General features: G+C 55.4%; 13 protein-coding genes and 1 pseudogene. All 14 read right to left on the reverse strand.

Annotated elements, in window-relative coordinates; translation table 11 throughout:
* A pseudogene (locus RT018_RS04120) lies at positions 1-417 on the reverse strand (hypothetical protein); the annotation flags it as partial.
* Positions 410-2,599, reverse strand: a complete 2,190-nt coding sequence (locus tag RT018_RS04125; RefSeq protein WP_312939540.1) for a hypothetical protein — start codon at positions 2,597-2,599, stop codon at positions 410-412. The gene RT018_RS04125 and the pseudogene RT018_RS04120, both read right to left, overlap by 8 nt.
* Positions 2,596-3,462, reverse strand: a complete 867-nt coding sequence (locus RT018_RS04130; RefSeq protein ID WP_312939542.1) for an ABC transporter ATP-binding protein — start codon at positions 3,460-3,462, stop codon at positions 2,596-2,598. The genes RT018_RS04125 and RT018_RS04130 overlap by 4 nt, the downstream gene beginning before the upstream one ends.
* Complete coding sequence (locus tag RT018_RS04135) at positions 3,459-4,727, reverse strand: S41 family peptidase (RefSeq protein WP_312939543.1); 1,269 nt, start codon at positions 4,725-4,727, stop codon at positions 3,459-3,461. The genes RT018_RS04130 and RT018_RS04135 overlap by 4 nt, the downstream gene beginning before the upstream one ends.
* Before the next feature lie 157 nt (positions 4,728-4,884).
* Positions 4,885-6,420: an ATP-binding protein gene (locus tag RT018_RS04140; RefSeq protein ID WP_312939545.1), complete on the reverse strand. Its 1,536-nt coding sequence runs from the start codon at positions 6,418-6,420 to the stop codon at positions 4,885-4,887.
* A complete protein-coding gene (locus RT018_RS04145; protein ID WP_312939546.1) occupies positions 6,404-7,069 on the reverse strand; it encodes a response regulator transcription factor in 666 nt (221 codons plus the stop codon). Before RT018_RS04145 ends, RT018_RS04140 begins: the two co-directional genes overlap by 17 nt.
* A gap of 389 nt (positions 7,070-7,458) precedes the next feature.
* Positions 7,459-7,794, reverse strand: a complete 336-nt coding sequence (locus RT018_RS04150; RefSeq protein WP_312939548.1) for a hypothetical protein — start codon at positions 7,792-7,794, stop codon at positions 7,459-7,461.
* Positions 7,794-9,521 (reverse strand): phospho-sugar mutase, encoded by a 1,728-nt coding sequence (locus tag RT018_RS04155; RefSeq protein ID WP_312939551.1) that lies wholly within the window; start codon positions 9,519-9,521, stop codon positions 7,794-7,796. The genes RT018_RS04150 and RT018_RS04155 overlap by 1 nt, the downstream gene beginning before the upstream one ends.
* Before the next feature lie 13 nt (positions 9,522-9,534).
* Positions 9,535-9,840 carry a hypothetical protein gene (locus tag RT018_RS04160; RefSeq protein WP_312939554.1) on the reverse strand — a complete coding sequence of 102 codons (306 nt, stop codon included), beginning with the start codon at positions 9,838-9,840 and terminating at the stop codon, positions 9,535-9,537.
* A 59-nt stretch (positions 9,841-9,899) separates the two neighbouring features.
* A complete protein-coding gene (gene rlmH, locus RT018_RS04165; protein ID WP_312939556.1) occupies positions 9,900-10,382 on the reverse strand; it encodes a 23S rRNA (pseudouridine(1915)-N(3))-methyltransferase RlmH in 483 nt (160 codons plus the stop codon).
* A complete protein-coding gene (locus RT018_RS04170; protein ID WP_312939559.1) occupies positions 10,370-11,155 on the reverse strand; it encodes an MBL fold metallo-hydrolase in 786 nt (261 codons plus the stop codon). The genes rlmH and RT018_RS04170 overlap by 13 nt, the downstream gene beginning before the upstream one ends.
* A gap of 158 nt (positions 11,156-11,313) precedes the next feature.
* Positions 11,314-12,612 (reverse strand): UDP-N-acetylglucosamine 1-carboxyvinyltransferase, encoded by a 1,299-nt coding sequence (locus tag RT018_RS04175; RefSeq protein WP_312939562.1) that lies wholly within the window; start codon positions 12,610-12,612, stop codon positions 11,314-11,316.
* Positions 12,613-12,904: 292 nt separating this feature from the next.
* Positions 12,905-13,705, reverse strand: a complete 801-nt coding sequence (locus RT018_RS04180) for a hypothetical protein (RefSeq protein WP_312939564.1) — start codon at positions 13,703-13,705, stop codon at positions 12,905-12,907.
* A gap of 24 nt (positions 13,706-13,729) precedes the next feature.
* Positions 13,730-15,007: a hypothetical protein gene (locus RT018_RS04185; protein ID WP_312939567.1), complete on the reverse strand. Its 1,278-nt coding sequence runs from the start codon at positions 15,005-15,007 to the stop codon at positions 13,730-13,732.
* Positions 15,008-15,106 lie beyond the last annotated feature (99 nt).

Below are 15,106 nucleotides of genomic sequence, written 5' to 3' on the forward strand. Positions count from 1 at the left end.
CACGCACAAAAGAGACACTATTGGTACAGAATCGCCAAAGAGCGCACATAAAAAACCAATGCCCAGCGCAACCAGTATTCCTGCCAATGTAAGCCAGGCAGTGAATGCGGCCAGATATTTTAGCATTTGATAATGCCCCCGCTTTATAGGGGTGGCATCTGTGAGACTTTGCACGCCGTGTGCTTGCCCAATACACAGATTCCAAATAAAAAACAAAAGTGCCACGGCAAGCAACGGGAGAAGTTCCGTCAGATAGCTACCGAAGCTCCACGGCGAAAACGGTGCGGTGTTAGCAATCCCCAAAACGATGACATTGTTTAAAAGCTGCCAACCGTACCACAGACTCACGGCAACAAGGCCGAGAAAGAATTTTCCGCTCAACAGACGGCGCAGTTCATAAAGAAATACTTTACTCACGTCCAACCGCTCCTTTTTCAAGACCGCAGGCGGCCAGAAAATCATTTACACTGATATACGAAGGCACTTCCGTTCCGCCCTCCAAAAAGAGCCGCGCCCAAACCGCGTCCAGCTCATCTTCACCAATAATCTGCGCCGCGCGGCAGATCATCAGCGCATTGCCATCATACCAGTTGGCCCCGTCCGCCGTGGCCCGGATGTCGGCCTGATACCGTTCCGGCAAGCGGTCGACATACGCAGGATTTCGCTGATAAAATGACGCATGCAGATTGTTCATCGTGCTTTTCCACTTGTCCACATAATTTTCCCGCGCGTACTCCTCGCCCTTAATCCGGCACATCAGGCGGTAGGTGGTGTAGACGGTAATGCCCTCACTGTTCCAAGCGGAGTCCTCCATATCCATCAACTGTGCACTTAATCCCCACCACTGATGGATAATTTCGTGCGCCAAAATTTCGGCGCTGTCAGGCCCCTTGTCAGGATCGTTCAGATTATCGTCACTGAAATAGGATTCGCCCATGCCGCTGATGTTGCCCACAGCAAAACCGCCGAAATTAAAGGCTGTCGTCTGGACAATTTGGAACGCACCGTCTGAATTTCCTTTGGCTCCATAGTGCTCTGTGCAGTATTGCACCGCCTGTTCCATCAAGTCCAAAGCGCCGTTTTCCAGTCGGGACTGATATCTTTGACTGTAATAAAACGGAATCGAAGTTCCGTTGCCTGCGTCAATTTCCTTGCAAATATAGTCTCCCGCATAGAGAAACAGTCGATCAGTTCCTGTATCTTCCATGCGCCATGATGCTGTTTTACCGGTGTTGTCGGCCAGTTTGGTCAGCGCACCGGTCCCTACCGGTATCAGTCCATTTTTTAAATCGACATACAGCGTAATATTTGCATCGTCCGCAACCAGCACGCACCCGGATACCACCGGCGCGAGCGTCTTGCTGGTCATAGTGACGTTCCTGTCGCTGATCACATTTGCGTCAAGCGCGTATTCCATCTGATTCCACATCTGCGCCATACCGCCATAGTTCACCTGCAGGTCGATTTCGGCATCCGCAGGTAGCACACAACACATCTCGCGGCTGGCAATCAGATCGTTTTTTAGGTCCTTCCATTTTATCGGCCGTCCGTTCGCGGTCACGGAGCGAACGGTATAACCGGTATTCAGTTCAAAATACAGATCCTGCGGCGCACCTGAGGCGTTTTGAAGATGGTAGTTTGCTGTGCCCGACATGGTTCCCAGCGTATAGCTGTCAATTTTCACATTCAGCTCCGTACGGCGCAGCATCAGTGCCTTGTTGCTGCGGTCCGGTTCCGTTTCCATCAGCTCCTGCCACTTGGCGGGAGTGTGGTCCACAAAGGGCTGCCTCTGCCACAGCAGTCCGCCACAAAAGAACAGCGCGGCTGCAAGTACCGGCAGTGAAATTTTACGGGCGTGCCTGAAAAAAGAACCCCACAGCCCCTTTCCATATTGCCGCACGCACAGCAACGACAGCAACCAAGCGCCACCCAGTAAGCACAGCCAGACCAGTCGACTGTAACATGCAGTGCGCCAGACAATGGCGCTGCCAAACGCGTCGGACAGGGTGGGAACCAGCGGCACACTCCATTGGAGCAGGAAAGAGTCCCGGCAGATCGAGCTGCGTGATACAATCAGAGCGGCGAGAATGGCTACCAAGCTTACATCCAGGCGTTTTGTAAGCTGCCAGCAGATGGCCGCGGCAAGTGTACCCATCACCGGGCCGGAGAGCAGGAAAAGCAACACCGCGAGCACATAATCGGACAGAGAAAACGCGATGTTCAGTTTCCATGCTGTGTAGGGCAGATACAGTAACCCGATAAGCGCCGTGGCCGCCATCCCCGCCGTCAGCACCGCCAGAAACCGCGCCACACACAGCGTCACGGGATGAACAACTGCATCTGTCAGTGCATCCATGCCATTCCGCAATGGTTTATCTAAAGTAGATAGCATCAAAATTGCAAAGCAAAGCGTCCCGGCAATGCCGCCGGCAAGTAGAGGATTGGCCAGATAACGCGCCGCCATGGAGTCACCGATGGTGGTCCTGAAAACCTGATACCCGGTTAAAGGTGCCAAAGCCGTCAGTGCGGATACCAGCCAGGTTTGACGGTTGCGAAATACCCGCCCCAACTCCACACGGATAAGAGCGGAGAACTTCATTTGTCCTCTCCTCCTTTGGTAATCAGGTAGAGATACGCATCTTCCAGCGTTGGCTCCACTTTTTGCGCCGCGGCGGGCAGATTTTCCGCCACGCCCCGGCACAATATGCCCTTGGTCGTATTGACCCGGGAGGTAATGTGCAGCTTAGGGTTTTCTTTTGCGCCCGGCTGCTCCATAAATGTCCCCACATGGCCCTCAGCCTGACGAATAAGCGCTTCTGGCGTACCGGTAAACAGAATGCACCCCTGATCGATGACAATAAGTTGATTGCAGATCGACTGCACATCCTCGATGATATGGGTGGAGAGCACCACCAGCTTGTCCTGCGCCATTTCGGAAAAAAAATTCCGGAAGCGGATACGCTCCTCCGGGTCCAGCCCGACAGTCGGTTCGTCGAAAATGAGAAACTGGGGCGCGCCCAAAAGCGCCTGCGCAATCCCCACCCGCTGGCGCTGCCCACCGGAGAGCGTGCGAATTCTTGCTTTCCGCTTCTCTTTTAAATCCGTGGCCTCGATGGCGCGGTCGATGGCGTCCTTGCTGCTATGGATGCCCTTCAGCGCCGCCATGTAGTCGAGGAACTGCCAGACGGTCAACTCGTCATAGAGGCCAAAGTGCTGCGGCAGATACCCAAGACCGGCTTTCATCTGCTTTTCGCATTTGGACAGCGGAGTCCCATCTACAGCGATTTCTCCCGAGGTAGGCAGAAGGGCTGCCACCAGCAGCTTCATCAGGGTGGATTTTCCCGCGCCATTGGGCCCGAGTAATCCAATGAGACTGGGATTTTCCATGCACAAGGTAACATCCCGGAGCGCTTGCTTTCCGGTGGGATAGGTCATGTTTAAGTGATTGATGGTGAGATTCATTCCGCGGCCTCTTTCTGTGCTTCAATGGCTCTGAGCGCTGTGACAAGCGAGTTTTCCCCTCGGATGGAGACAATATCCGGCGTAGTGCCGGTCTCTTCATTACTGCTGCCATCCGCATTCAGCCCGTAGAGAGCGGTAAACTGGACGAGAATTCCGCTGTTGGGGAGCTGGAGAAAAATTGGATCAATTCCAATTCCGTCGCCACCGGTCTGCGTCCCTACCAGCGTTGCAAATCCTGTGTCCTTGCAGAAGAGGGCAAAGGACTCTGAAGCCGAATACACAGCTTCACTCACCAGCACCCAGATTGCGCCATGGAATGGGCTGCGCTGCGCCGCAGGGTCCACAGTGTGATCAATTGTTACGTAATGGGTCGCAAGCGCGCGGTCTGCGTCCGCCAGCTTTGAAAGATCGGGTAATGCCGAAATGGGGCGCAGCTCATCCGAAGAAAACACATTTTCCAAATAAGGCGTATTGTTTTTACTCATGCGCACCAATGCCACGTGGCTGTTACTTACGGTCTCGTTGATATTGGGGGCAACAAGAAGCTGTTCCCAATAATTCTCGCTGCCGCCACTATTGTCGGTCAGGTCAATAATGAGGTCGCTGCAACCGGCGAACTGTGAATAGCAATCCAAAATTTCTGCACCATCGATCTCCATATCACCGGAAAAGCTGTTGATTTTAAGATAACCGATATTGCCCGGCAGAATCTGCGATGTAATGTTGGCGGAGATGTCTTCAACCATATTACCACCCTGATCCTCGTCCTCATTCAATATGTCGAGCATGGCCCCTAGTTTCTCATAGCCATTGACGGTCTTTTCATCTTGCAATACCTCCGCCCAGTGTGCCCGGTCGGAATCCTGGTAAGCAGCCATGTTATCAACATAGGAGGCATAGTCATCCGGTTCTACAATCCATAGATGCCCGTTTATCCCCAGCCGATAAAGAGAGCTGAATATCGCGGAGTAGAAATTCACATCGCTGTCGTTTCCTGCCACCAGTTCCTTGTAATCCTGATAGATCGCATCGGCGTCAACGCCCTCCCTCTCTAAAATTCCCCAGCAGGGATAACTGTCCCGGAGTGTGGCCCAGAAGGCTTCATAGTCCTCCATGCGCTGTTCCGCCGTCAGCCCCAATGCATGAATGGCCTTGGTAGAGGCATCGTTATCCGATGGCGTGTCTGTTTGTTTTTCCGGTTTGGCGCTGCATCCACATAAAAGTGTAAAGCAGAGCGCGAGTGCCAACCACCTGTTTTTCTTCATGTTGCAGCCCTCCGGGGATTCCCGTAATATTGAACGCACCCCACGGCCATCCATCTTATCCATCTTTCCACAAAAAAACTCCTCTCTGTTGAACTGCGTCTCATGATACGCCGCTCATTTGGAGAGGAGTTGAATTGAATGTGGAGTTCGTATGGAGTTATTGACAAAAGAGTACCCTTGCTTTAACGCCTGTATCCGTGTTGGTAATTTCGTATGCTGCATGATGCCGATTCAAAATCATTGCTACAAGATAGAGCCCGAGGCCACTTCCGCCCGTCTCCCGGCTGCGGGATGCCTCTACTCTGTAAAATGCCTCAAACAGGTGCGGGAGAGATTCCTCCGGAATATGTGCATGACTGTTCTCAACGACGAGTTGTACCCCGCCGTCCTGCGCTTCCAGACAGACAGAGATTACTGAACCGTCCGGAGAGTAGTTCATTGCATTTGTCAGCAAGTTCAAAGCGGCACGGCCCAAAAGTGTTTCATCCCCAATAATCGTGATGCATGGCGCAATATCCGCTTGAATGGTTTGCTTCTTCTGCATCGCTAAATCTTCAGCAAGCTCTATCTGCGCTTTGAGAAGACCAGAGAACAGGACCGGCTCCTGCTTCATCGCGCTGCCCATCTTCTCCATTCGCGAGATGGTCAGCATCTCCTGCACCAGGGATTCCATTCTTCCAGTGACAGCAAGCGAGCGTGCCAGATACTTGTCCCTATCCTGATAGATATCCACACCGGCCAGCATTCCGGAGAGTTGACCCTGCAACACCGTGATCGGAGTTTTCAGTTCGTGGGAGGCTGCGGAAAAAAACGCTGTGCGCTGACGCTCCAGTTCTCTTTCCCGGTCAATGTCCTCCTGCAATGATGCGTTAGCCGTTTTCAGCTCCATCAAAGCCGAAAAAAGGCGCCGGGACAGTTCATTCAGGTTTTGTCCCAAAATGCCGATTTCATCCCGACGCTTTTCCTGACACTCCCATGAGAAATCCAGTGCCGCCATTTTCTGAGAAATTCCACTGAGACGGACGATGGGCTTCGTGATATAGCGCGAATAAAAAAGCGCACCCAAGAAAGAAATGATCAGGATTACCACAGTGAGCCACGGCAGCACCCGCCCCATGGCCTCCACCGTTTGATTGACCGCCGCGATGTTTGCCGTCACCAGAATCTGATAGGCCTCCGGGTGATTGTAAAATGCAAACGGTATATCCCATTCGGAATTGGAGACGGCCACATTGCCGGTAGCAAGCCCGCCCCACAAGGAAGGCTTGAACTCCTCAGCCACGCTCGACACATTGGACGCAACTCGCTCATCTGCCGTTGTGGTAATGGTTATACCGGTCCATACAGTATCCTCCGACACCGCGGAATCTATGGCTGTTCCTTCCATTACAACGGATGTCGGCAGAGCTATCTTCTTGCCGCTCCCATCCATTACCGTCACGTCAGCTCCGGTGTCGATGAGAAACTTGTCAAACAGAGGACCGCTTTCCTCCAGCGTCGTGCTCTCCAACTGGTTGACCAGCTCATATACTTTTTCGTTCAGGGCGTCGGAGGCAATCGACTGATACGTAATTGGCGTGGCCCAGGCAATAAACAGATATGTAATGCCGCAGGCAGCAAACAGAATCAGCGCGGTAATCAACCCGATTCGCATGGTCAGACTACTGCGCACTTTTTCAACGCATTTTTTCAATTCGATATCCCACCCCTCGCACGGTTTCGATATAATCCCGATCCAGCTTTTTTCGCAGGTTTTTAATATGACTGTCTACGATGCGCTCGTCGCCCAGAAAATCATAATTCCACAACCGTCCCAAAAGCATGGAGCGTGTCAGCACACGCCCTTGGTTTTGCAGTAACTCTCTCAGCAGTTCAAATTCACGTGTGGTCAGGTCCAGCGCATCTCCGGCCGCGCTGGCACGGTAATCATCTAAGTCAAGGACAATATCCTTGTAGATCAATTGATGCACTTCCGTTTCTCCGCTCGATCTTCTGAGAACCGCGGCAATTTTTCGCAGCAGTATCTGTGTGGAAAAGGGCTTGGTTACATAATCGTCGATTTGCAAATCAAAGCCTCTGATTTGGTGCTCCTCCGCGTCTAAAGCCGTCAGCATAATGATTGGAACTGATGATTTTCTGCGTACCAGCTCGCACACACCATATCCGTCAATTTTTGGAAGCATCAAATCCAGTAAAAGCAAATCCCACGTTTCTTTGTGGAAAAGCTCCAGTGCAGTCACGCCGTCGCTGGCCGCCCCCGTATCATAGCCCGCATCGCGCAGATAAGCGCAGAGCATCTCCTGAATATCTGGTTCATCTTCAATCACTAAAACTCGCTTCATCGTATCACTCCTATGTGAAAACATAGCATACTTCTTTGAATTCTATATGGATTTTTGGCCTTTTTCTTTCTTTGCCGTTTTTCAAGGCAGTCACACTGTACAAGGTTAATATTTTGCGCATCTCATCTCCTCAATTCTAATGGAATCGCCAGTAAAGTAAAGATATTTTCATCAAAATCTTCTTTAATAGGAGAATGGACCTGCCGCAGAAATTTCTTTCTACGTCAGGTCCATTCTTCTCATTGCGCGTACCCCCAGCTACATCCCCTGTCCCATAGAGGGATAACTAGCCGGGCAGAAAGCGGATCCCTCAAGCCTTTCCGGGCCTTGTCGCGCTGGTAAACGCTCCGCGCTTTTCTCATTTCACCTGCCGGATACGGGCGGACTTTTTACAAGAACTCCTCCAGTGCGGCGCGAAGCGCTTCGTCCGACGGGGGAACATTCCAGAACAGGGGCTTCCCGTTCCCCGCGAGAACCGGAAGATACAGCCCGTTCGGATCGTCCAGTGACATGTGGTTGGCTCGGCAGCCGGGACAGTAGGAGGGCTGACACACACTGTCAAATCCCTGAGCTGCGATGTCCGCCTCGTCCATAACTTTCTCCACGGTGCATATGAGGCCCAGTTCCCCGGCCAATTGCTCCACCCGGTCCAGATAAAAGTCGTTTCGGGGACATTCGGAGGCGTATAGCCGCAGCTTGACGCCGAATTCTTCTCCGCTCGCCATCACTTTTGAAGCGACGCGGCCCATGCACCATATTTTTCGATATTTGCGTCGCAATCAGCCCGGTCGGCTCCTTGAGTCAGGATGTAAACCTTGATTTTCGGCTCCGTGCCGGAGGGGCGCACCAGAATTGTGGTACCGTCCGCCAGTTCAAAGCGCAGCACGTTGGACCCGGACAGCTCCATGGCGCTCTTTGTCCCGGCGGCGCAGTCCACCACGGACCCATCGGCATAGTCCTTGCGCACCGCCACCTTCACGCCGCCGATGGAGGCAGGCGGGTTTTCCCGCAGGCGCCGCATCAGCTCCGCCATGTCTTTCAGCCCGTCCAGCCCCGGCATCACCAAATTATAGGTTTTCTCCGCGTGCTGGCCGTATTTTTCATACAGCTTTTCCAGCGCGTCAAACAGCGTCATGCCCTGGGCGGCATACCACGCAGCCATCTCGGTCAGCAGCATGGAGGCCGTCACCGCGTCCTTGTCCCGGACGTAATCGCCCAACATATAGCCGTAGGATTCCTCGTAGGAGAAGATGACCTTCCCCTTTCCTTCGGCTTCCAGCGCATTCTTCTTCTCGGCCATAAACTTGAAGCCGGTGAAGGTGTCAAAGCATTCCACGCCATTGGACTCCGCAACCTTCCGCGCCATCTCCGTGGTGACGATGGTTTTCAGTGCCACGGGTCGCTCCGGCAGCCGTCCCGCCCGACGCATGGCGCCGATGAGATAGTCCAGCAGCAACACGCCGGTCTGGTTGCCCGTGACAGGGCGGTATTCACCATCTTTGTCCCGCACCATAATGCCCACCCGATCACTGTCGGGGTCGGTACCTACGATGAAATCCACATCGTTTTCTCGGGCAAGGTCAACGGCCAGATAGAACCCTTCCGGGTTCTCCGGATTGGGAGACTTCACGGTGGGGAAGGTCCCGTCAATCGTCATCTGCTTCGGCTCGCACAAAATGTGCTTCACTCCCAGCGCCCGCAGCGCCTCCGGAACCAGCTTGTAACCGCAGCCGTGGAAGGGGGTATATACCAGCTTAAACGTGTCCGCCACCTTGGCGACGGTTTCCCTGTCGTTGATCATGGCAGTGACTTCTTCCATAAACCGCCGGTCCGTCTCGTCCCCCATCACGGTGACAAGTCCGGTGGCCAGCGCCTCGTCCCAACTCAGCGCCTTCACGCCGGTGAAGATGTCGATTTCCTCCATCTTTTTCGCAACAGCCGCCGCGTGGTGGGGCGGGAGCTGGGCCCCATCCTCCCAATAGACCTTGTAGCCGTTGTATTCCTTGGGGTTGTGGCTGGCAGTGACGTTGATGCCCGCAATGCAGCCGTACTCCCGCACGGCAAAGCTCAGCTCCGGTGTGGGGCGCAGCGCGTCAAAAATCCGAACGGCCACACTATTTGCAACGCACACTCCCGCCGCCTCCCGGGCAAAGTCCATAGAACCGACCCGGCAGTCCATGCAGATGGCGACGCCTCGCTTCGCCGCGTCGCCCCCCTCCGCCAGAATCACCTGCGCGAAGGCCTGAGTGGCGTGGCGGATGACATGGACGTTCATATTGTGCAGGCCCACAGCCATAATCCCCCGCAGTCCGGCGGTCCCAAACTCCAGCGGGCCGTAAAACCGAGCTTCGATCTCCTTGGGGTCGTTTTTCAGGGCGGACAGCTCGTCCTTTTCCGCCTGAGACAAGGCGGGGCTGTTCAGCCACTTTTCATATTCCCGCATGAACTCCATGGAATTTCCCTCCTTATTCTTCGCCGCCCGCTTGGGCGGGATTATCCAGAATCGCCTTGGCGTCCTCTAACAGGGATTGGGGCACATAGATGTCCACACCCCGACCGGCAAAGCCGAAAATCACCTTGCCAAGCGTGCCGGATTTAAACGCAGGGATGCCGCAGCCGCTCAGCATGGACAACAGCACATCCGCACCGCCCCCCAGCTCCGACTGGGCGGAAATCAGCAGTTCCGCCCGCTCCGGCTCTCCGTCCGACCCTGTGGGCCAGCCCTCCGGCAGATCGCTTTGGCGCAGGCCCCAGCTATTCTCGTCTTTCATTGGGTCCCTCCTTCTGCAAAATAAAAATTTATTGAATTACGAAATTGTCTTATGCAAACTTATTTATGATACCGTCCGCCGGTTTGAATCTGATATGCCCGGTATAGTTGCTCCAGCAACATTACCCGGGCCAGATGGTGGGGAAAGGTCATAGGCGACATGGACAGTCGCAGTGCCGCCCTGTCTTTCAAGCTCTGATGCAGACCCACGCTGCCGCCGATTAAAAAGGTAAGCTGGGACGCACCGGACATGGCAAAGTCACCCAGCGCCTCCGCAAACGCCGGTGAGGAAATCGTTTTCCCCTCCACGCACAGGGCGATCAGCGCACCGGACTTGGGAAGCCGCTCCTCCACCCGGCCCGCTTCCTCCAGAAGCGCCCGCTCAATTTCGGCGGGAGACGGCACTTCGCTTAGCCGCGCTTCCGCCAGCTCCACGATCTCCGCCTTGCAATACCGCGACAGACGCTTTAAATATTCCGCCGCCGCGTCCGCGTAAAACTTCTCCTTCAGCTTTCCTACGCACAGAACGCTTACCTTTTGCATACGCCCTCCGTCACCTGATGGCAAGGGCCTGTGCACTCCCGCTCTGCAACGGACAGCGCCGGGCCCTCTCCCGCTTCCGCCAGCGTGGCGGACACGGAGCAAAGGGCCGTCTCCGGCGTGTTGTTGTCCCGGCTCAAATGTGCCAGAACCAGCTCCTCCGTCCCAGATTGGCAAGAGCGGACGGCAAACCGGGCCGCCGCCTCATTGCTCAGATGCCCCTCGTCGCCAAGAATCCGCCGCTTCAAGTAATAAGGATATGCTCCGCTTCGCAGCATATCCACATCGTGGTTAGCTTCCAGCATCAACAGCGGTACTCCGCAAAGAATCTCGGCCGCTTCGTCGGTGACAAAGCCCGTGTCGGTCAAAAGGCCAAAGTCTCCCACCCGAAAGCCGGCGGAACCGGGGGCATCGTGAGAGGTGGGAAACGGGTCTACGTCACAACCGTCCACAGTAAACCGTTCTCCTAAGGCAAACGGTGACAGGCGGTTTTCAATGCCCGCCAACCGCCGACGCAGGTCCCGCCCCGCCGCTTCGCTTATAAACACAGGGCCATCCCACCGCTTCAATAGGGTTTGCAGTCCCGCGATGTGGTCTGCATGCGTGTGCGTAATCAAAATTCCGGACAAGTCCTCGATGGACCGGCCCAACTCCCGCAGCGCGGAGGTAATCCGGCGGCAGGAAATGCCCGCGTCCAAGAGAAGAAAAACCCCGTCTTTTTCCAGCAGGGCGGCGTTCCCTGAGGAACCGCTGGCAAGCGTATGTAAAATCGTCAAAATTGTCCCCCATGCGTGTTGAATTTCGGCGGCAACCGCCCGATGTGAAAAATGCGTCCGTGATGGAGAGTGTCGACGAAAGTCGGCGACCTCCATCGCGGACGCGGTAATAAGTCAATAAAATGCCTGATGCATCCTGTACTTTGGGCCTGGGCGGCTCAGCCGATGTGGGCTTCCAACTGGTCGTTCTCTCCCGGCTCCTCCACCACGCAGATGTCGGCCCCCAGACTGCGGAGCTTATCAACAATGCGCTCATAGCCTCGTTCGATATACTGCACCTGACTGATTTCGGACTCACCCTTGGCGGCCAGCGCGGCGATTACCAGCGCCGCGCCCGCCCGCAGGTCGCAGGCCTGAATGGGTGCGCCGGTGAGATAATCCACGCCCTGGACCACCGCGGTCTTGTCGTCCACTTGAATGGAAGCGCCCATGCGCTTGAGTTCGTCCACATAGCGGTAGCGGTTGTTCCAAACGCTCTCCGTCACCAAAGACGTGCCCTCGGCAAGAGAGAGCACCGTGGTCATCTGGGGCTGCATATCTGTGGGAAAGCCGGGATACGGCATGGTTTTCACGTTGGTTTGATGCAGCGGCTCGCTGCGCCGGACCAGCAGCGTATCCTCCCGCTCCTCCACCTCCACGCCGCACTCCTGCAACTTGGCGGTGATACAATCCATGTGCTTGGGAATAATATTCTTCACCAGAATCTGTCCGCCGGTGGCCGCAACGGCTGCCATGTAGGTGCCCGCCTCAATCTGGTCCGGAATAATAGCATAGCTTCCGCCCCGCAGACAAGAGACGCCCTGAATTTTAATGGTGTCGGTGCCTGCGCCCCGGACATTGGCCCCCATAGAGTTTAAAAAGTTGGCCAAATCCACGATATGCGGCTCCTTCGCCGCGTTTTCAATCACGGTCGCGCCCTCTGCCAGAACGGCGGCCATCATAATATTCATGGTGGCGCCCACGGAAACCACGTCCAGATAAATGTTTGCTCCGTGAAGCCGGGGCTCCTGACAGGAGGCGTGAATAAAACCACCCTCCACCGTCACATCCGCGCCCAGCGCCTTAAAGCCCTTAATGTGCTGGTCGATGGGCCGCACACCGAAATTGCATCCGCCGGGCATAGCCACATCGGCCCGGGCAAAGCGGCCCAGCAGCGCACCAATCAGGTAATAGGATGCGCGAATGCGCCGCGCCATCTCATAGGAGGTGCGGGTGGAGCGGATATGGGTGCAGTCTATTTCCACCGTATGAGGATTGATTGAGCGAACAGACGCGCCCAGCTCGTCCAAAATGGTGTAAAACAAATGCACGTCGGATATCTGAGGGATGTTTTCAATGCGGCAGACTCCCTCCACCAAAAGCGCGGCAGGAAGGATAGCAACCGCTGCGTTTTTCGCGCCGCTGATTTCCACCTCGCCAAACAGGGGCTTGCCGCCCCGAACGATATATTTTGTCAAACCCAAAACCCTCTCTTTTACGTCAAAACGGTCCGTCTGTCTTCATTGTACCCCCAGATGGGACTTCCATACCGAAAACAGGGCCCAAAACAAGCTGATTTTTTTCATGTCGCGCCGCCCGCTTCGGCGGGTTTTCCCGGCAGGCCACAAAGTGGCCGCAAACGGGCGCGGTGCGCCGCGCGCACAGTTACCATAACACATTTTACCACACATTTCAAGAAACACAATCAAAACTTTTGCGCCTTTTAGAGGGCTTTTTATTTCGACAAAACCAGCCTTTTTCCGGTCTGTTTCACGCGTGCACCACAGCGCCGGTGACACAGTTGACATAGTAATCTACCGCGTCCGTGTCCACACGCCACAAGGGCGTCAGCGTCAGAGCGGAGGTGGTATTTTGCAGCTCGTAACAGGGCGACAGCCCCGTGACAGCGCTCACCACCGCACCGGAGGTCCGCCGCGCCTCCAAAAATGCAGTGAGGGCGGTGGAAGCAGTCAGCAGACTCTCTCCCTGCGCCGCTGTGGAGTGCAGGGGCAAAAACGTACCGTTGACGGAATGCAGAACATTCTTTTCCGCTAAAAATGTGACCGCGCAACCTTCCACGGGATAACCCCTGTACAACCGGATCACGGTGACAGACCCGCTGCCGGAAGCATCAATCCACTCCTCCGGCGTTTCGCATTCATAGCTGCGGCAAAAGCGGCGAACCAGATCAACGGGATTTTTTCCCAGCTCCCCCACAATTTCAAACGCGCCGGAGGCGCGGAAAACCGCCCGCCCCAGCGCGGAGGTGTACGTCAGAATGCCTCCCCCTTCATCGGCGGCGGTCAGTTCCGGTCCCAGAAAAACGGTGGCGGCTGTCTTCTCAGCCTCCACATCCCGCTCCAACGTCAGCGTCGGAGGAGGTGGGGTAAACAGGACAGCGTTTTGGCTGAGGGTCACGCCCTCGGCGGCAAAGAGCTTCACCAACTCTTCCGTGACCTGCCGCCGGGCGGCGGCTTGCTGCGCCTGACGCATTCCCAGCGTCCCCAAAAGAAACGCGTTCATTAAAAGAAGCGTAAGAATAATGATGTTTTTCAAGCGATGTGTTTCCATGTTCTCCGCTCCTCTCTCCGTTTCTTACTCCGCCAGCCACTGTGCGGTGGCGGTGCTCCCTCCGTCCACATAGCGGACAGCAAGCTCCCGCCCCGGCCAGGCCCGGGCAATGGACAGCGCCTGCGTTAGCGGCAGCAGACTTTCTCCACTTTCAACCGGGGTGTACTGCCGCACCCGCAGGGACAGCCTCAAAATCGACGCCTCCTTCAGCGTCACCTCCGCGGCAAAGCCCCCGTCCGCAAAGCGGATGGGTAATCCCGCATACTGATAGCCAAAGCGCAACGTGACGGAATTCTCAGCGGCGGTATATTCCTGCAAAAACAATGCTCCGCTGCTTTGATTTGGTAAAAGTCCATTCAAAAGCTGAAATACGCCCACCACAGTTTCCGCCTCCGTGGGGACCTCTTCCGCGGATGCAATGCGCAGCGTTCCGCTGCCGCCCTGATAGGACAACTCTCCATTGGGATAAATGCGCAGGTTTCGGTCCCCTTCCACCACCACCTCCGCGCCGGAAGGCTCCGGATACCGGGAGTTAGTGTGGGGATTGAAGGACAATGCCTCCAGCACCTCGTTGGGATCCGCAATCCCAGCGGAGACAGCTAGGTTTACAGGAGAATCAAGCTGATCGGAAAAAAGAGAAAAGTCATCCACATGCCCGTCGCTCTCCGGCCGGTCAAAGGCGAACCATGCGCTTCCGAGTGAATATTCCCGCGCCAGCTCCCTCACGCTTTCTGCGGAAATGGCCGTGGTGCAGACAAAGCAGGCGTTCTCCCCGTCCCACGCGAACAGGCGCACCACGTTTTCATTCACCTGCACCAGTACCCGACGGGCAGATATCTCTCCTCCGCTCCACCGCGCACCCACCACTCCTGACACAATGGATAGGGGAAGCGCATCACCAAAGTCATAATAGACGGATACACCAGCATCCGTCCCCATTTGCAGCGCGGCATGGAAATCCTCCACGCCGCACTTGTTCATCGGCCCAGCAGAGCCCAGCGCCTCCATTAAAAGATTTGCAGGCTTTGAAAAATCCTCGTCCCCGTTGGTCAGGTCCAGGCCCGCCCAGCGGCCGTAAGCGCCCGTAACAGCCACCCGGGCGGGCAGCACAAGATCTGTCAGTCCGGAAACGCTCTGGGTTTTTTCGACCGAGCCGGAGGAAAACAAATTGGAGAGATAGGCTCCGTCAGTCCGGAGGTTGAATAGCTGTGTCTGGATAAACAGCACTACGGCAGTGATACTTAGCAGGGCGATGGCAATATTTTGCAGACGGTTCCGCCTTTTTTTCGCTTTTGCGTCCATGCCCGCCCTCCTTCTTGTATCTTTACGTCATGCCTCTGCCCGCATTTGGCGCAGGGGCAGCGTCAGCCGGACCGTAGTTCCCGGCCCCTCGTGGCGGAC

The organism is Oscillibacter sp. (assembly GCF_032060045.1).
Taxonomy (GTDB): domain Bacteria; phylum Bacillota; class Clostridia; order Oscillospirales; family Oscillospiraceae; genus Oscillibacter.